The sequence below is a fragment of the Bacillus sp. 1780r2a1 genome (assembly GCA_024134725.1).
Lineage (GTDB): Bacteria > Bacillota > Bacilli > Bacillales > Bacillaceae_H > Priestia > Priestia aryabhattai_A.
In genome coordinates, this window is record CP099863.1 from 12,501 (window position 1) to 30,000 (window position 17,500).

16 protein-coding genes, 1 tRNA gene, 3 rRNA genes, 1 other RNA gene and 1 other annotated feature (2 of these 22 only partly in view) are annotated in these 17,500 nt (G+C 37.5%); of the genes, 16 read left to right on the plus strand and 5 right to left on the minus strand.

Features of this window, described 5'->3' with window-relative positions; translation table 11 throughout:
- Window positions 1-1,513, plus strand: a 23S ribosomal RNA gene (locus NIZ91_00050); it begins 1,422 nt to the left of the window's first position.
- Between the two features lie 181 nt (window positions 1,514-1,694).
- A 5S ribosomal RNA gene (gene rrf / locus NIZ91_00055) occupies window positions 1,695-1,810 on the plus strand.
- Between the two features lie 26 nt (window positions 1,811-1,836).
- On the opposite strand, the gene NIZ91_00060 is transcribed toward rrf, so the two are convergent.
- A complete protein-coding gene (locus tag NIZ91_00060) occupies window positions 1,837-2,814 on the minus strand; it encodes a YaaC family protein (GenBank protein ID USY55176.1) in 978 nt (325 codons plus the stop codon).
- Window positions 2,815-2,928: 114 nt separating this feature from the next.
- Here NIZ91_00060 and guaB point away from each other — a divergent pair, with 114 nt between their 5' ends.
- The 6 genes from guaB to NIZ91_00090 all read left to right on the plus strand — a co-directional run bounded on the left by guaB (window position 2,929) and on the right by NIZ91_00090 (window position 9,383).
- Complete coding sequence (gene guaB / locus NIZ91_00065) at window positions 2,929-4,395, plus strand: IMP dehydrogenase (GenBank protein ID USY55177.1); 1,467 nt, start codon at window positions 2,929-2,931, stop codon at window positions 4,393-4,395.
- Window positions 4,396-4,533: 138 nt separating this feature from the next.
- On the plus strand, window positions 4,534-5,883 hold the full coding sequence (locus NIZ91_00070; protein USY55178.1) for a D-alanyl-D-alanine carboxypeptidase: 1,350 nt from the start codon (window positions 4,534-4,536) through the stop codon (window positions 5,881-5,883).
- Between the two features lie 204 nt (window positions 5,884-6,087).
- Window positions 6,088-6,975, plus strand: a complete 888-nt coding sequence (gene pdxS, locus NIZ91_00075) for a pyridoxal 5'-phosphate synthase lyase subunit PdxS (GenBank protein ID USY55179.1) — start codon at window positions 6,088-6,090, stop codon at window positions 6,973-6,975.
- A gap of 20 nt (window positions 6,976-6,995) precedes the next feature.
- Window positions 6,996-7,583, plus strand: coding sequence for a pyridoxal 5'-phosphate synthase glutaminase subunit PdxT (gene pdxT / locus NIZ91_00080; GenBank protein USY55180.1), 588 nt, complete (start codon window positions 6,996-6,998; stop codon window positions 7,581-7,583).
- Window positions 7,584-7,643: 60 nt separating this feature from the next.
- Window positions 7,644-7,861: a binding site (T-box leader), on the plus strand.
- A gap of 54 nt (window positions 7,862-7,915) precedes the next feature.
- Window positions 7,916-9,193, plus strand: a complete 1,278-nt coding sequence (gene serS / locus NIZ91_00085; protein ID USY55181.1) for a serine--tRNA ligase — start codon at window positions 7,916-7,918, stop codon at window positions 9,191-9,193.
- A gap of 97 nt (window positions 9,194-9,290) precedes the next feature.
- Window positions 9,291-9,383: transfer RNA gene (locus NIZ91_00090), tRNA-Ser, on the plus strand.
- A gap of 115 nt (window positions 9,384-9,498) precedes the next feature.
- On the opposite strand, the gene NIZ91_00095 is transcribed toward NIZ91_00090, so the two are convergent.
- From NIZ91_00095 to NIZ91_00110, 4 genes are all read right to left on the minus strand, one after another.
- Window positions 9,499-10,176 (minus strand): deoxynucleoside kinase, encoded by a 678-nt coding sequence (locus tag NIZ91_00095; protein USY55182.1) that lies wholly within the window; start codon window positions 10,174-10,176, stop codon window positions 9,499-9,501.
- Complete coding sequence (locus NIZ91_00100; GenBank protein ID USY55183.1) at window positions 10,173-10,814, minus strand: deoxynucleoside kinase; 642 nt, start codon at window positions 10,812-10,814, stop codon at window positions 10,173-10,175. Before NIZ91_00100 ends, NIZ91_00095 begins: the two co-directional genes overlap by 4 nt.
- Window positions 10,815-10,980: 166 nt before the next feature.
- The gene (locus tag NIZ91_00105) at window positions 10,981-12,276 is read right to left on the minus strand and encodes a glycoside hydrolase family 18 protein (GenBank protein ID USY55184.1); all 1,296 of its coding nucleotides are present in this window, start codon (window positions 12,274-12,276) and stop codon (window positions 10,981-10,983) included.
- A 63-nt stretch (window positions 12,277-12,339) separates the two neighbouring features.
- Window positions 12,340-12,882, minus strand: coding sequence for a cysteine hydrolase (locus NIZ91_00110; GenBank protein ID USY55185.1), 543 nt, complete (start codon window positions 12,880-12,882; stop codon window positions 12,340-12,342).
- A 77-nt stretch (window positions 12,883-12,959) separates the two neighbouring features.
- On the opposite strand from NIZ91_00110, the gene tadA reads away from it, so the two are divergent.
- The 8 genes from tadA to NIZ91_00150 form a co-directional block, all read left to right on the plus strand.
- Window positions 12,960-13,445: a tRNA adenosine(34) deaminase TadA gene (gene tadA / locus NIZ91_00115; protein ID USY55186.1), complete on the plus strand. Its 486-nt coding sequence runs from the start codon at window positions 12,960-12,962 to the stop codon at window positions 13,443-13,445.
- Between the two features lie 90 nt (window positions 13,446-13,535).
- Window positions 13,536-13,801: signal recognition particle sRNA large type (ffs, locus tag NIZ91_00120), an RNA gene on the plus strand.
- A gap of 157 nt (window positions 13,802-13,958) precedes the next feature.
- Complete coding sequence (dnaX, locus tag NIZ91_00125) at window positions 13,959-15,644, plus strand: DNA polymerase III subunit gamma/tau (protein ID USY55187.1); 1,686 nt, start codon at window positions 13,959-13,961, stop codon at window positions 15,642-15,644.
- Window positions 15,645-15,667: 23 nt separating this feature from the next.
- Window positions 15,668-15,988, plus strand: coding sequence for a YbaB/EbfC family nucleoid-associated protein (locus NIZ91_00130; protein ID USY57052.1), 321 nt, complete (start codon window positions 15,668-15,670; stop codon window positions 15,986-15,988).
- 16 nt (window positions 15,989-16,004) lie between these two features.
- Window positions 16,005-16,601, plus strand: coding sequence for a recombination mediator RecR (gene recR / locus NIZ91_00135; protein USY55188.1), 597 nt, complete (start codon window positions 16,005-16,007; stop codon window positions 16,599-16,601).
- A 15-nt stretch (window positions 16,602-16,616) separates the two neighbouring features.
- Complete coding sequence (locus NIZ91_00140) at window positions 16,617-16,841, plus strand: YaaL family protein (GenBank protein USY55189.1); 225 nt, start codon at window positions 16,617-16,619, stop codon at window positions 16,839-16,841.
- A gap of 97 nt (window positions 16,842-16,938) precedes the next feature.
- Complete coding sequence (locus NIZ91_00145) at window positions 16,939-17,208, plus strand: pro-sigmaK processing inhibitor BofA family protein (protein ID USY55190.1); 270 nt, start codon at window positions 16,939-16,941, stop codon at window positions 17,206-17,208.
- A 268-nt stretch (window positions 17,209-17,476) separates the two neighbouring features.
- A 16S ribosomal RNA gene (locus NIZ91_00150) occupies window positions 17,477-17,500 on the plus strand (it continues 1,529 nt past the right edge of the window).

Here is a 17,500-nt window from a genome sequence, read left to right on the forward strand (position 1 = left end):
GGCCAACAGGTTGATATTCCTGTACCACCTCCCCGCCGTTTGAGTAATGGGGGGACGCAGGAGGATAGGGTAAGCGCGCTGCTGGATATGCGCGTTCAAGCAGTTAGGCTGATGAGTAGGCAAATCCGCTCATCATAAGGCTGAGCTGTGATGACGAGGGAAATATAGTACCGAAGTTCCTGATTCCACACTGCCAAGAAAAGCCTCTAGCGAGGCGGGAGGTGCCCGTACCGCAAACCGACACAGGTAGGCGAGGAGAGAATCCTAAGGTGATCGAGAGAACTCTCGTTAAGGAACTCGGCAAAATGACCCCGTAACTTCGGGAGAAGGGGTGCTCTGGTAGGGTGTATAGCCCGAGAGAGCCGCAGTGAATAGGCCCAGGCGACTGTTTAGCAAAAACACAGGTCTCTGCGAAGCCGCAAGGCGAAGTATAGGGGCTGACGCCTGCCCGGTGCTGGAAGGTTAAGAGGAGGGGTTATCCTTTGGGAGAAGCTCTGAATCGAAGCCCCAGTAAACGGCGGCCGTAACTATAACGGTCCTAAGGTAGCGAAATTCCTTGTCGGGTAAGTTCCGACCCGCACGAAAGGCGTAACGATCTGGGCACTGTCTCAACGAGAGACTCGGTGAAATTATAGTACCTGTGAAGATGCAGGTTACCCGCGACAGGACGGAAAGACCCCGTGGAGCTTTACTGTAGCCTGATATTGAATTTTGGTACAGCTTGTACAGGATAGGTAGGAGCCTGAGAAGCCGGAGCGCTAGCTTCGGTGGAGGCGTCGGTGGGATACTACCCTGGTTGTATTGAAATTCTAACCCGCAGCCCTGATCGGGCTGGGAGACAGTGTCAGGTGGGCAGTTTGACTGGGGCGGTCGCCTCCTAAAGAGTAACGGAGGCGCCCAAAGGTTCCCTCAGAATGGTTGGAAATCATTCGTAGAGTGTAAAGGCACAAGGGAGCTTGACTGCGAGACCTACAAGTCGAGCAGGGACGAAAGTCGGGCTTAGTGATCCGGTGGTTCCGCATGGAAGGGCCATCGCTCAACGGATAAAAGCTACCCCGGGGATAACAGGCTTATCTCCCCCAAGAGTCCACATCGACGGGGAGGTTTGGCACCTCGATGTCGGCTCATCGCATCCTGGGGCTGTAGTCGGTCCCAAGGGTTGGGCTGTTCGCCCATTAAAGCGGTACGCGAGCTGGGTTCAGAACGTCGTGAGACAGTTCGGTCCCTATCCGTCGTGGGCGTAGGAAATTTGAGAGGAGCTGTCCTTAGTACGAGAGGACCGGGATGGACACACCGCTGGTGTACCAGTTGTCTTGCCAAAGGCATCGCTGGGTAGCTATGTGTGGACGGGATAAGTGCTGAAAGCATCTAAGCATGAAGCCCCCCTCAAGATGAGATTTCCCATAGCGCAAGCTAGTAAGATCCCTGAAAGATGATCAGGTTGATAGGTCAGAGGTGGAAGCACGGCGACGTGTGTAGCTGACTGATACTAATCGATCGAGGACTTAACCAAATTAGAAAAGCGAAGGCGACTGTTCAATTGTGAAAGGCGTTGGAGCTTCTGATAGGGAAACCGCTCTTTGGTTTCAATAACAGAAGTGAAACGACCGAACAATTAGGAGCCGTAGCTAGACAGTAAACTTAGTACTCAGCAAATATGTTATCTAGTTTTGAGAGAATAATCTCAATTCATGTCTGGTGGCGATAGCAGAGAGGTCACACCCGTTCCCATGCCGAACACGGAAGTTAAGTTCTCTAGCGCCGATGGTAGTTGGGACTTTGTCCCTGTGAGAGTAGGACGTTGCCAGGCACATTTAAAAGACTAGCTAATTTTAGCTAGTCTTTTTTTATTTGCGAATGTAAATAATTAAATAATAAATAAGGTGCTTTTATACTTGTTATTTCTAAGAAGTGCATAACATATGGATAATCTTTTGATGAATAAGTGTGTAATAACTCATACCACCACTCTGTTTCATAGCGAGAAATCATACTAAGATTATATAGAATTAGGTAATGGCTCAGGATTTCAGGAAAGTATACACATTGTTCACGTGACGTTGTCAGGTACAACTCGCTTGTCTCCAAATTAAAAAGTAGTGGAGAACATTGATAGAGATTTGTGTGTAAGTCTGAAAAAGAAACTCTAAGAGTAGGATTTATTTCTTGTATACTCATTTCTATTTTAAAACGATCTTGTAAATAGGGGTGTAGTCGTGTATTGTCCATATGATATGATTCTTTGATCTCGTTAGGGAAAATTAACTCTTGGTTATTTACATTTCCTATTAATAATTTTTTAGAAACCCTTGAAGGATTCAATGAATTAAATAATGAATACATTTCATCAATATGTCCTAATAGCTCAGTCATCGTGTACTTTTGACCCTCTAATTGTTTCATGTGAAACAGTTCCTTACCAACCTCAGAAAACAACCCATTTTTTTGAATTTTTACCTCATCATCAAGAAAGTCATAACTTTGTTTTTTTCTCTTTCGCGTTGATACTCCATGTGCTAAAACTGCTGTATTTTCTGGATAAACTGGATTTTTAATTAATAAACACGCTTTTAATAATTGAGATAAACCATAAAAAAGTAATACTGGCTGCATGGACGTATGAGATTTTAATGCCGTTTGATAATAATTTTTGCTATGTTCCAGATAATAAATAAATGGATAACAATTTTTAAAACTACGCTGTTCAGCATCCGCGATGCTTGAAGACTTGTACTGATTATATAAATACTTTTGTGTAAAAGGGGCTGAGAAAAATAAATGATAGGGTTTCCAAACATCATAAGTAAAGCTCAAAAAATCACCTCTTTTATTATTAGAATTATCTGATATATAGTATGGTTATTGACAGCTACATAACCAATTGTTAATCTACTAATAATATTCTGTCGCTTTGAGGAGGATTCTATAATGTGGGAAAGTAAATTTTCAAAAGAAGGTTTAACATTTGATGATGTTTTGTTAGTGCCAGCTAAATCTGAAGTGTTGCCAAAAGATGTTGATATGAGTGTAGAATTAACAAAAACGCTAAAGCTAAATGTACCATTTATTAGTGCAGGTATGGATACAGTAACTGAAGCAGAGATGGCAATTGCTATGGCTCGTCAAGGTGGTTTAGGAATTATTCATAAAAATATGTCCATCGAACAACAGGCGGAACAAGTTGATAAAGTAAAGCGCTCTGAAAGTGGAGTTATTACAGATCCATTCTTCCTGACACCAGAAAACCAAGTATTCGCTGCAGAACATTTAATGGGAAAATATCGTATCTCTGGTGTACCAATTGTGAATAACGAAGATGAGCAAAAATTAGTTGGTATTCTGACAAATCGTGATTTGCGTTTTATTCAAGATTACTCAATGCTTATCTCTGATGTAATGACAAAAGAAGAGTTAGTTACAGCTCCAGTGGGAACAACACTCGAGGAAGCCGAAAAGATTTTACAGCAATACAAAATTGAAAAATTACCACTTGTAGATGACAACGGTGTATTAAAAGGGTTAATTACAATCAAAGACATCGAAAAGGTCATTGAATTTCCAAATGCTGCAAAGGACAAACAAGGACGTTTATTAGTAGGTGCAGCAGTTGGTGTGACAGCTGATTCGATGGTCCGAATTGAGAAGTTAGTAAAAGCTGGTGTGGATGTTATTGTAATTGATACGGCACATGGTCACTCACTAGGCGTTTTAAATACTGTACGTTCAATTCGTGAAACGTATCCAGAGTTAAATATTATTGCAGGAAACGTCGCAACTGCTGAAGGAACAAGAGCACTAATTGAAGCTGGTGTAGACGTAGTAAAAGTAGGAATAGGACCTGGATCAATTTGTACAACTCGTGTTGTAGCTGGAGTAGGTGTTCCACAAATCACGGCTATATATGATTGCGCGACTGAAGCAAGAAAACATGGTGTACCAGTAATTGCAGATGGAGGAATTAAGTACTCTGGAGATATCGCAAAAGCACTAGCTGCTGGTGGACATACTGTTATGTTAGGAAGTTTATTAGCCGGTACTACTGAAAGTCCTGGTGAAACAGAAATCTTCCAAGGAAGACGCTTTAAAGTATACCGTGGTATGGGTTCAGTTGGGGCTATGGAAAAGGGAAGTAAAGATCGTTATTTCCAAGAAGATAATAAAAAGTTTGTTCCAGAAGGTATTGAAGGACGCTTACCTTATAAGGGGCCTGTCGCTGACACTTTATATCAGCTAGTTGGAGGATTAAGAGCTGGAATGGGATATTGCGGATCAGCTAATTTACAAGCATTACGTGAAGAGGCACAGTTTATCCGTATGACAGGAGCTGGCTTAAGAGAAAGTCACCCACATGACGTTCAAATTACAAAAGAATCTCCAAACTATTCACTTAGCTAAGTGGAAAAGCATCTCTCTAATTTAGAGAGATGCTTTTTTATACTAAAGATTGTTTTAACGGTACTTCTTTATCTATTTTTTTTAATTTTTGTATGATAAAATAACCTCTATGTGATTTATGTCTGGAGGGTATTGGTAGTGAAGAAAAAATTGATAAAACAGCTCTTTGCATTAGTTGCTGTTTTCTTAATGGCTAGTTCTTTAATCACTCCAAATGCGTCTGCAGCTTCAAAATTCCCAAATGTTGAAGCAGATGCTGCTATTTTGATTGAAGCAGATACAGGCCAAATTTTGTATGAAAAGAATTCAGGTGCTGTACTAGGTATTGCTAGTATGACAAAAATGATGACTGAGTATTTGATTTTAGAAGCTATTCACGAAGAAAAGCTTTCTTGGGATGATCAAGTAGGGGTTAGCAAATATGCTGCAGATATCTCACAAGATTACTCATTGTCAAATGTTCCATTATTAACAACAGAAAAGTATACAATTAAAGAATTGTATGAAGCAATGGCTATTTATTCAGCCAACGGAGCGAGTATTGCTCTAGCTGAAGCTTTAGCAGGGTCTGAAGCTGAATTTATTAAATTAATGAATAAAAAAGCAGAAGAGTTAAACTTAGGTGAAGCTAAATTTGTTAACTCAACAGGTCTTTCTAACTCATTATTAAAGGGTCAACATCCAAAAGGTACAAAAGCTGATGATGAGAATTTACTATCAGCTCGTGCAGTATCAGCACTAGCTTTTCACATTCTTCATGATTATCCAGAAGTATTAGAAACGGCTAAGACACCTGAAAAAATATTCCGACCAGGTCAACAAGGTGAAACGACAATGGATAACTGGAATAAAATGCTTCCATCTTTCCCTACATACGGATATGAAGGTTTAGATGGTCTTAAAACAGGGCATACGGATTTTGCAGGCTATTGCTTTACAGGAACAGCTGAACGAAATGGTGTTCGTTACATTACGGTGGTCATGAATGCTAAAAATAACGGTAAGTCTTTTGAAGGAGCACGTTTTACTGAAACAAAAAAGCTTTTAGATTATGCATTTGATAATTATGAGCTAAAACAAGTAACTCCAGAAGGCAAGGTTGTTAAGAATCACGAGTCGCTTCCAGTAGTAAAAGGGAAAAATAAAGAGCTAAAAGTTGTAACAAAAGAATCAGTGAATGTTCTTACAAAAAAAGGTGAAGAAGGTAAAATCTCTCTTCAATTTGATGTTAACCCTAAAGTTGTAGATGAGAAAGATCGAATCGTTGCACCAATCAAAGAGGGTCAAGTTGTAGGTTACGTTAGTGCCAAGAATAAGAACCTTGATGATTTAGGTTATGCAGTAAATGACGGAACAAATAAAGTGCCCGTCGTTGCAGATACTACAATCGAAAAGGCTAATTGGTTCATTTTGGCTCTGCGAAGTGTAGGAGATTTCTTTGTAGGTGTATGGTCTGATGCAGCCAATAATATTAAGAGCTGGTTTTAATTCATAAACCATTTATAAAGGGAGATACTAAGCCAAGGTTTTTCTGGTATTTAGTATCTCCCTTTTTTTAAACAAGTTTTTTAAACTGCATAATTTTGATAGGATTTTTTCAGAAAATAAGGTAAAATAGACAATAAGTTTTGAATTTTGTATACATAATTTTATTGATTATGTGTAATACAACTATACTGGGGGAAGACAAACATGAGTAACATTACAGGTACTGACAGAGTAAAACGCGGAATGGCAGAAATGCAAAAAGGCGGCGTAATTATGGACGTTGTTAATGCTGAACAAGCAAAAATTGCAGAGGCAGCAGGAGCAGTTGCAGTTATGGCATTAGAACGTGTACCAGCAGACATTCGTGCTGCAGGCGGCGTATCTCGTATGGCAGATCCGACAATTGTTGAAGAAGTTATGAATGCTGTTTCAATTCCGGTAATGGCTAAAGCACGTATCGGTCACATTGTAGAAGCGCGTGTTTTAGAAGCAATGGGCGTAGACTATATTGATGAAAGTGAAGTATTAACACCAGCAGATGAAGAATTTCATTTAAATAAAAATACGTTTACGGTGCCATTTGTTTGTGGTTGTCGCGATTTAGGTGAAGCTGCACGTCGTATTGCAGAAGGCGCTGCTATGCTTCGTACAAAAGGTGAGCCAGGAACAGGGAACATCGTAGAAGCTGTACGTCATATGCGTCAAGTGAACGCACAAGTACGTAAAGTAGTAGGAATGGACGAAGCTGAGTTAATGACGGAAGCAAAATTACTAGGTGCACCTTATGAGTTATTACTACAAATCAAGCGTGAAGGTCGTCTTCCAGTTGTTAACTTTGCTGCAGGTGGTGTTGCGACTCCAGCCGATGCAGCATTAATGATGCAATTAGGAGCAGATGGAGTATTTGTAGGATCTGGTATCTTTAAGTCTGATAATCCAGAAAAATTTGCTCGTTCAATTGTAGAAGCAACAACACATTATCAAGATTATGCATTAATTGCAAACCTTTCTAAAGGATTAGGTAATGCAATGAAAGGTATTGAAATCTCAACATTATTGCCAGAAAATCGCATGCAAGAGCGTGGCTGGTAACAGTAAGGGAGTTTTACAGCATGGTAAAGGTTGGAGTTTTAGGACTACAAGGTGCATTTAGAGAGCATGCGCATTCAGTGGAAGCAACAGGAGCTGAAGCGATTATTATTAAAAAAGTTGAACAGCTAGAAGAAGTAGACGGGCTCATTTTACCAGGTGGAGAAAGTACTGCAATGAGACGTTTAATTGATAAATATAATTTCATGGATCCACTGCGCCAATTTGCTAAAAGTGGCAAACCAATCTTTGGTACTTGTGCTGGGCTGATTTTACTAGCGGGTGAAATTGTAGACTATGATGAGCCTCATTTAGGTGTCATGAATATTAAAGTGGCTCGAAATTCTTTTGGTCGCCAACGTGAAAGTTTTGAGGCAAAGCTAGCAATTAAAGAAGTTGCAGATGATTTCATTGGAGTATTTATTCGTGCGCCTCATATCGTAGAAGTTGGTGACAATGTAGAAATTTTATCTGTTCATGATGATCGTATTGTAGCTGCTAAGCAAGGACAATTCTTAGGTTGCTCATTCCATCCGGAATTAACTGATGACCATCGTATGACGGGTTATTTTATTAACATGGTGAGAGAGTCCCTGAAAAAACCTGTATAAACCAATTGCATCTTGTATAGACTTGTAGTACATTATGATTATTAATTACAATGATAAAAGTATAAAGCGTTGATAGGAAATAGTAGTAGAGAAGTTAAACTCTAGAGAGTCGATGGCCGGTGAGAATCGATGTTTGACCTTTACGAATCCATCCTGGAGCAAGCTATTGAAGTAGTGAGTAGATAGCTTCGGTTCATTCCGTTATCTGACTGAAGAGGAAGGTTCCTTTATGGACTTTCAACTAGGGTGGCAACGCGGGCTAAACTCTCGTCCCTTTTATAGGGATGGGAGTTTTTATTTTGCCCATTTTATACAAATAAGGAGGTACATTTATGTTAGATGTAAAGATTTTGCGAGCTAACCTTGAAGAAGTAAAAGAAAAGTTAAAATTCCGTGGAGAAGATTTATCAGATCTTGGGCGCTTTGAGGAGTTAGATGTAGAGCGCAGACAACTGTTAGTTCAAACTGAAGAATTAAAAAGTAAGCGTAATGAAGTTTCTCAGCAGATTGCTCAATTAAAGCGTGAAAAGCAAAACGCAGATAATATGATTCTAGAAATGCGTCAAGTTGGGGAAAAAATTAAAGATTTAGATGAACGTCTTCGTACTGTAGAAGCAGAATTAGAGCAACTATTGCTTTCAATCCCTAATATTCCACATGAAAGTGTGCCTGTTGGAGAAACGGAAGATGAAAATGTAGAAATTAGAAAGTGGGGAGAAGTTCGCCAATTTAATTTTGAACCGAAACCACATTGGGACTTAGGAACAGATTTAAATATTTTAGACTTTGAACGTGCGGCAAAGGTAACAGGAAGTCGTTTTGTATTTTATAAAGGCTTAGGGGCTCGTTTGGAGCGTGCTTTAATTAACTTTATGATGGACTTACACATGGATGAGCATGGCTATGAAGAAATTCTTCCTCCATATATGGTTAATCGTACAAGTATGACTGGAACAGGTCAACTTCCTAAGTTTGAAGAAGATGCGTTCAAAATTAAAGAGGAAGATTATTTTCTAATCCCAACAGCTGAAGTTCCAGTAACTAATCTACACCGTGATGAAATTATTAATGGAGATCAATTGCCATTGGCTTATACCGCATACAGTGCATGCTTTAGATCAGAAGCTGGTTCAGCTGGTAGAGATACACGTGGATTAATTCGTCAGCATCAGTTTAATAAAGTAGAGCTAGTTCGTTTTGTAAAACCAGAAGAATCTTATGCTGAGCTTGAAAATCTTACAGGACATGCTGAAAAAGTACTACAGTTACTAGAACTACCATACCGTGTTTTAAGCATGTGTACCGGAGATTTAGGATTTACAGCAGCTAAAAAATACGATATTGAAGTATGGATTCCAAGCTATGAGTCATATCGTGAAATTTCTTCTTGTTCAAACTTTGAAAGTTTCCAAGCACGAAGAGCCAATATTCGCTTCCGTCGCGAGGCAAAAGGAAAACCAGAATATGTACACACGTTAAATGGATCTGGATTAGCGATTGGACGTACAGTAGCTGCTATTTTAGAGAACTATCAGCAGGAAGACGGTTCTGTTATTATTCCAAAAGTATTACGCCCTTACATGGGGAGCAAAGAAGTTATTAGCGGTTAATCTTAGTTGATTCACAACTTTCTGTTGTGAATCAATTTTTTTTAGAAAATAGCTTGACTCTTATTTATATATATGATAAATTTATAAATGTCGATACGGAGGAATACCCAAGTCCGGCTGAAGGGATCGGTCTTGAAAACCGACAGGGGTGTTAAAGCCCGCGGGGGTTCGAATCCCTCTTCCTCCGCCATATTTGACTTATAATGTTATTTAAACATTGCGCGATAAATTGGAGATTGTAAAACGTCACTTTTCGAAGTGGCGTTTTTTTATTCCCATTTTTCACGAAGAAAAATGGGAATAAATTATGAATGTCTTCTTTTTAATTTTTCATTGTGATGTAAAAACTTAGAGATTTTTTCAACGATGGGCTCAACAGATGTTGGATCCTTTAGAATATCGTAATCATTAATATCCAACCGTAAAATAGGACAAGCAGTAAAGTTATTAATCCAATCCTCATAACGCTTATGCATTTCTTTCCAATAATCTAAGGGTGTTTGTTGTTCCATCGGTCTTCCTCGTTCTTGGATACGATCAACTATATCTTCAAAACTACCTTCTAAATAAATTAATAAATCAGGGTGTGGGAAATAGGGTGTCATAACCATTGCATCAAACAAACTTGTATATGTTTCATAATCCACTTTAGACATTGTGCCTTTTTCGAAGTGCATTTTAGCGAAAATACCAGTATCTTCGTAAATCGAACGGTCTTGTATAAAGCCTCCACCGTATTCAAAAATTCTCTTCTGTTCTTTAAACCTCTCCGCTAGGAAATAAACCTGAAGATGAAAGCTCCATCTCTCAAAGTCAGCGTAAAATTTATCTAAATATGGATTTGTATCAACTTTCTCGTAAGAAGTGCGAAAGTTCAGCGCATCTGCAAGAGCCTGTGTCATCGTAGATTTTCCAACGCCTACTGTTCCAGCAATAGTTAATACAGCATCATTTGGAATGTTGTATTTCGTTCTTAAATTCATATTGTAGAACTCCTTTTTAATAAGCTGCTTTTAATATCAGAGATAATATACTCTAGATGTTCTTTGTTTTTAACAAAGTCTAGTTTATCACCACTATAGTGTAAAACAGTTACTTCTGGATTATTTTCTTTAAAGACCTTAATAGATTCCTCATAATCGGAGCTTAGTTGAGCTAGATAAGAAGGATCAATGTTTTTTTCAATTTCTCTTCCACGCATTTTAATGCGCTCTAATAATGTAGGTAAGCTAGCATTTAGGTAAATAACAATATTGGGCTTCGGCATATCATGTGTCAGTATATCGTAGATTTGTACATACTTTATATACTGGCTATCCTTTAAAGTTTGTTGAGCAAAAATCATGTTTTTCATAATATGATAGTCAGCAACGACAGGCTGATGTTGATGTAGAAAATGCTTTTGAATATCCTCTAACTGTTTATAACGATTGCATAGAAAAAACATTTCAGTTTGAAAGCTCCACTCTTCAATATCCTCATAGAATTTCCCAAGGAATGGATTTTCATCAACAATTTCTTTCAAAAGTTGAAATTGAAATGCATCTGCAATAGCCTTAGCTAGGGAGGTTTTCCCAACACCTATAGGGCCCTCAACAGTAATAAAAGGTGTTTCCCCCATGGACTCTTCCTCCTTTATCTATACATGTTCTCGAAAATTGACAAAAAACATTGTATCACAATAAGAGAAGAGAATGGATAAAAACAAAAAGAAAACCAGTTGTAAAAAACGGAAGGAAACATAAAAAGAGGATAATCCTCTGCCTTAGGAGTTATCCTCTTCAAAACTATTCAGGTATTCTTTTAATTACTTTAAAGTTATCATCAAGGAGTAGCCAGTTTTGAGGGAAAGGTAATCCCAACTTCCAATAAGCCATGCCCCTTAAGTTTAATTCTTTTAATAAATCGAATTTTGCTTGGATTGACCGTGCATCTTCAAACCATACCTCATGCGTTTTTTGAGCTGAATCAGAGTAACGGAAGAAAGGAGCCTGAGCTTTTTTATCGTACTGGATGCTTGCATTATACTGATACGCAATTTCAATTGCTCTTTGAGCACTAATTGCCTTTGCATATTCACCACCTGGTTTGAATGGAAGTGTCCAATCGTAACCGTATAAGTTTTGACCCATTATAATTTTTTTGCTTGGTATTTCTGAAATGGCATATTCTAGCACATCTCGTACAGGTCCAATTGGAGAAACGGCCATTGGAGGACCTCCGCTGTATCCCCATTCGTATGTCATAGGGACAACAAAATTTGCTATCTCTCCAATCCTTTTATAATCATGCGCTTCATACCACTTTCCTTTTTGATCACTACTTGTTTTAGGGGCTAATGCTACAGACATTAATAACCCTTCAGCTTGAAGTCGTTTCTTTGCTTTTTCTAAAAATGTAATATAAGCATTTTTATCTTCTGGACGCAAGAACTCAAAATCAAAATGGATATCTTTAAAGTTTTTCTCAGTAGCGATACGAATAATATTATTAAGTAATTTATCTTGAACATCTGTGTTATTCAAGACTGCTTCTCCTACCTCAGCACTAAATCCACCTTCTTCAATATTAGCAAGAACCATTAAAAAAATTGCATCGTTTTCTTGTGCAATGGTTCCAAAGTTTTTTAATGGAGGTTCTTTGATAGAACCATCTCGCTGTACTTCGAAGTTAGCTGGTCCTAAATATGTGAGATATTTAGCATTTTTCTTAATCAATGCTTCTGTTTCGCTACTAATTGTACGGTTGCTTGTTTCAACATATCCTAAAAACTCAGCCTCTGTCTTTGGAGCAGCTGGAATTAGTAATTGTGTTCCCGGTGTTAGAGGAGAAGTGATTGAAAGGTTGTTAGCTTTTGCAATCGATTGATAACTAACTCCTAGGTTTCGGCCTATCTTCCATAATGTATCGCCTTGTCTAACAGTATAATAACTTTCGTTAATAGGAATAACCAATGCCTGGCCAACCACTAGCCGATTAGGGTCAGGTAATTCATTTGCTAAGCTAATTCTTGAAGCTTCAATTTGAAACTGTTGAGCAATACTGTAAATGCTATCTCCAGACTTCACAATATATATATCCATAGTAATAAACGCCCCCAAAAAAGAATGTTTATTCAGTCTATGAAAAAAAGAGTGAGCAAATGCTTATGTAATTAAATCACTATGTTCACAAATTGTAGCTTTAAGTACATTTTTCATCATTTCAATAGCGAATTTATTATCTTCGTCAGAATTTGATGCAATACAATCTTTAGGAATAATCAGATTGTATTCTCTCATATATGCATCATTTGCTGAAAAGAGTACGCATATATTTCCCGCTAGTCCTGTTAAAATCAATGTATCGACATTTAGCTGTTGTAGTAAAATGGTTAAAGCTGTTCCATAAAAGATAGAGTGTTTTGGTTTGATTAAAAAATAATCTGTAGCATGGGGTTGTATATACTGCAATATAGGGGAACTTATTGGATTCACGCAGTATTCAAGGATTGTATTTAAGTTAGCCTGCCATAATTTATAGTGATCGTTTATATAGATAACAGGAATCTTCTTCATTAAACACTCTGCTTTTAATGAAGAGATATTTTGAGCAAGAGTTTCAGCTTTTTTAGCAAGAGTTTTTCCATTTTTAAATTGAAAATCATTAATCATATCAATAATAACTAATGCAATTTTAGAATCATTCATATACAATCTCCTTATTGATTTTTAACCTAATAAGTAGTGTTGCTCATAACAAATATAATATGTAAGGAGTTTAAACCATGCTTGAAGATGAGAAATATATGCGCTTAGCTATAGATGAAGCAAGAAAAGCTTGTGGGATTATGGAAGTTCCTATAGGAGCGGTTATTGTAGATAAGGATGGACATGTTATTGCAAAAGGACACAATTTAAGAGAGAGTACACAACGATCTATAGCTCACGCAGAACTATTAGCGATAGATGAGGCTTGTCAAAAGTTAAATACGTGGCGATTAGAAGATACGACATTATATGTTACATTAGAACCTTGTCCGATGTGTGCGGGGGCTATTATGTTATCTCGTGTAAAAAGAGTGGTGTTTGGGGCGTTTGACCCTAAAGGGGGTTGCGCGGGAACTTTGATGAATTTATTAGATTATGAAAAGTTCAATCATCAATCAGAAATTCGAGGGGGAGTTCTTGAAAAGGAATGTGCAGAAATGCTAAGTGCATTTTTTAAAGATTTGCGAAATCGAAAAAAACAAGCAAAGAAAAAATTACAATAAATTACATTTCGTAAAGGTTGCATTTTGTCCTAAAAAGAATTATACTTGTATAAGCATCAACATGGTGCTCAAACAAAGGTTTCAACTTTGCCGTGCTAAGCGGGGAGGTAGCGGTGCCCTGTACTCGCAATCCGCTCTAGCGAGGCCGAACTCCTTTCCTGAGGTTAGTTCTCCTTGAGGTCTGCCTTAAGTAAGTGGTGTTGACGTTTGGGTCCTATGCAATGGGAATCTGTGAACCCTGTCAGGTCCGGAAGGAAGCAGCAGTAAGCAGAATCTCTCATGTGCCATAGGGTCGCCTGAACCGAGCTAACTGCTTAAGTAACGCTTGGGGAGGCTAATCGAAGGAAGGTGCACGGCAGTTAAATACATATAAAAGTAACCTACTCTGATAGAGTAGGTTTTTTTATTTAGCGTATATTTTATTAGATAAAATAAGGTAAACGATGTTTTGGAAAAATAGTTATAGTACGTTATAATAATATCAAATTTATATAACAAAAAGGAGAAGATGCAGTGGCGTATCAGGCTTTATATCGTGTGTACCGCCCTCAAAGTTTTCAAGATGTTGTTGGTCAGCGACATATTATTAAGACTTTACAGAATGCACTCGTTCTTGAAAAATTTTCGCATGCATATCTATTTTCAGGATCGAGGGGCACAGGGAAAACGACTGCAGCAAAAATCTTAGCTAAAGCGGTTAACTGTGAACATGCACCCGTATCCGAACCTTGTAATGAGTGTGCTACGTGTAGAGGAATTACAGATGGTTCCATATCAGATGTTATTGAAATTGATGCTGCTTCAAATAACGGAGTAGATGAAATTCGAGATATTAGAGATAAAGTCAAATATGCACCAAGTGCCGTTCGTTACAAAGTTTATATTATAGATGAAGTTCATATGCTTTCAATAGGTGCGTTTAATGCGTTGTTAAAAACATTAGAAGAACCACCTCCTCACGTAATATTTATTTTGGCAACAACAGAACCGCATAAAATTCCACTGACTATCATTTCAAGATGTCAACGTTTTGATTTTAAACGAATCTCACCTGATGATATTGTTTATCGAATGAAAGAAGTTTTGATATCTGAGGATGTAAACGTAGCGGATGAAGCTTTATATGAGGTTGCTAAGGCATCGGAAGGTGGAATGAGAGATGCGTTAAGCTTGTTAGATCAGGCAATCTCATATAGTGAAAACGAAGTTACTTTGGATGATGTGTTATCTATTACAGGAGCTGTTTCGCATACATTTATGCTGCAAATTGTTCGTTCAATTGCAGAGAAAAATCTTGTATCAGCGTTACAGGCAGTTGAGCAACTCATTCAAAACGGTAAAGATCCAGTTCGTTTCTTAGAAGACTTAATTTTTTATTACAGAGATGTTTTACTTTATCAATCGTCGCCTGAAATGGAACATTTAATGGAAAAGGCCGTAGTGAGTGAAGAGTTTAAAAAACTAGCTGTACAACTACCAGCTGAAGATATTTATTCAATTATTCACCATCTTAATCAAACGCAACAAGAGATGAAGTGGACAAATCACCCACGAGTGTTACTAGAGGTAGCATTAGTGAAACTTGCTCAATCTGCTAGTAAGAAAAAAACAGCAGAGGGTGAAGAGGGGGAATTGCTTCAAAAAGTTAAAATGCTTGAAGCACAAGTTACTCATCTAAAAGAAAACGGTGTTCAAGTACAGCAAAGTCAGCAAGAAATAAGTGATCAAAAAGTAAAAAGGCAAGTGCGCAGTCAATATAAAGTTCCGATAGGAAAAGTGCATGAAGTTCTAAAACAAGCGTCTCGTCAGGAGCTAGAAGAAATTAAGCGTCTGTGGGGAGAGGTTTTAGAAACATTGCGTCAGCAAAATAAAGCATCACATGCTGCCTTGTTGTCTAATAGTGAACCTGTTGCTTCATCTACAAAGTCTTTTATCTTAAAATTTAAGTATGAAATCCATTGCAAAATGGCAGCTGAAAATAACAACAATGTACGTGATAATTTAGAAAATATCCTATATACTTTAAGTGGGAGCAAACGTGAAATGGTTGCAATCCCAGATAATGAATGGGATAAAGTAAGAGGAGATTTTCTTCAAGAGCAGCAAGGTAATGATGGTGCGCAAAAAGAAGAAGAAGATCCTTTAATATCCGAAGCTAAAAAGCTGTTCGGGGAAGAACTTATTGAAATACATGACTAAAACTAGGAGGAATTATAATTATGATGCGTGGCGGAATGGGTAACATGCAAAAAATGATGAAACAAATGCAAAAAATGCAGAAAGATATGCAAAAGGCACAAGAAGAACTAGCTGAAAAAACAATTGAAGGCACAGCTGGCGGTGGAATGGTTACAGTAATTGTAAATGGTCAAAAAGAAATTATTGATGTGAAAATTAAAGAAGAAGTAGTAGATCCAGAAGATATTGAAATGCTTCAAGATTTAGTGTTGGCAGCAACGAATGATGCGTTAAAGCAAATGGACGAGTTAACAAATAACACAATGGGACAATTCACTAAAGGTTTAAACATCCCAGGACTTTAATTAAGGTGGTTGCTACGTGCATTATCCAGAACCAATTTCAAAACTAATAGATAGTTTCATGAAACTCCCGGGTATTGGGCCCAAAACAGCTGTTAGGCTTGCCTTCTTTGTTTTAAATATGAAAGAGGACACAGTGCTTGATTTTGCCAAAGCACTTGTGAATGCAAAGCGTAACTTAACGTATTGTTCAACCTGTGGTCACATCACAGACCAAGACCCATGTTATATCTGTCAGGATCAAAGGAGAGATCGTACGGTTGTATGTGTCGTTCAAGATCCTAAAGATGTTATTGCTATGGAGAAGATGAAGGAATATACGGGACTTTATCATGTCCTTCATGGTGCGATTTCTCCAATGGAAGGTATTGGTCCAGAAGATATTAAAGTTCCTGAATTGTTGAAAAGGCTTCAAAACGATGAGATTCAAGAAGTGATTTTAGCAACAAATCCTAATATTGAAGGTGAAGCAACAGCAATGTACATTTCTAGGCTGTTAAAACCAACTGGTATAAGAATTACTAGAATTGCACATGGTTTACCAGTAGGTGGAGATTTAGAGTATGCTGATGAAGTAACTTTATCGAAAGCTTTAGAAGGTCGTAGAGACGTATAAGTAAGGAGCTATGCCATGTTTTTTAAACGAAAAGGTTGGTTAAGAAAAGAATATGATGAATCTTTTCTTAAAACGTTTAATGAATTAAAAGATAAATGGAATAAAAAAGAGGTTATTGTTGAAAGAAGTGTAGATCCTTCAGATGCAGTTTTAGTAGATATGAAGTTAGCGAAAGCTAAATATCTCTTTTTGTTAAAAGAAGCAAAACATAGAAATATATCCATTCGAAAGATGTCTTAATTTAAGGCATCTTTTTTCTTTAATAAAAATGGATTGTTTTAAAAAGTAGGACATACATATAAGTAATATTATTTTATTTATAAAGAAGGGGATAAAAATGTTAACTCAACCTCTTATTGTTGTTCCAGCTTTAGTAAGCTTAATCGTACTTTTACTTGTAAAAGGTGGTGTGGAAAAGATGTTGCGTATAATGGGGAATTTAACTATTAAGTTAATAATAGGAGTTCTGTTACTATTTTTTATTAATATCTTTGGTGCGCAGTTTGATATTCATATCCCGATAAATGCACCAACAGCAATAGTATCTGGTGTACTAGGAGTTCCTGGGATTATAGGGTTGTTTATAATTAATCAGTTCGTATTATAAGAAATAACAATCTCCAAATGAAAGAATTGTTAAATAAAACAATTCTTTCATTTTTTTATTAAAAAAGTATTGCTTTATTAAATATGACATGTTATATTAATATACGTCGCCAAGAGGTAATGAACTTCATTAAAAAAGTGTTGACAAGCACTTCTCCTGGTGGTAAGATAAGAAGGTCGCTTTGATGCGACGAGAGTTCTTTGAAAACTGAACAAAGCGACAAACGTCAACGTTAATTTTTTAAACTTTTATGAGCAAGTCAAACATTTCTTCGGAGAGTTTGATCCTGGCT

Coding starts and splice junctions, on each gene's coding strand:
- guaB (USY55177.1), top strand. CDS start 2,929: ATGTGGGAAAGTAAATTTTCAAAAGAAGGTTTAACATTTGATGATGTT.
- pdxS (USY55179.1), top strand. CDS start 6,088: ATGAGTAACATTACAGGTACTGACAGAGTAAAACGCGGAATGGCAGAA.
- pdxT (USY55180.1), top strand. CDS start 6,996: ATGGTAAAGGTTGGAGTTTTAGGACTACAAGGTGCATTTAGAGAGCAT.
- serS (USY55181.1), top strand. CDS start 7,916: ATGTTAGATGTAAAGATTTTGCGAGCTAACCTTGAAGAAGTAAAAGAA.
- NIZ91_00095 (USY55182.1), bottom strand. CDS start 10,176: ATGAATTTAAGAACGAAATACAACATTCCAAATGATGCTGTATTAACT.
- NIZ91_00100 (USY55183.1), bottom strand. CDS start 10,814: ATGGGGGAAACACCTTTTATTACTGTTGAGGGCCCTATAGGTGTTGGG.
- NIZ91_00105 (USY55184.1), bottom strand. CDS start 12,276: ATGGATATATATATTGTGAAGTCTGGAGATAGCATTTACAGTATTGCT.
- NIZ91_00110 (USY55185.1), bottom strand. CDS start 12,882: ATGAATGATTCTAAAATTGCATTAGTTATTATTGATATGATTAATGAT.
- tadA (USY55186.1), top strand. CDS start 12,960: ATGCTTGAAGATGAGAAATATATGCGCTTAGCTATAGATGAAGCAAGA.
- NIZ91_00130 (USY57052.1), top strand. CDS start 15,668: ATGCGTGGCGGAATGGGTAACATGCAAAAAATGATGAAACAAATGCAA.
- NIZ91_00140 (USY55189.1), top strand. CDS start 16,617: ATGTTTTTTAAACGAAAAGGTTGGTTAAGAAAAGAATATGATGAATCT.
- NIZ91_00145 (USY55190.1), top strand. CDS start 16,939: ATGTTAACTCAACCTCTTATTGTTGTTCCAGCTTTAGTAAGCTTAATC.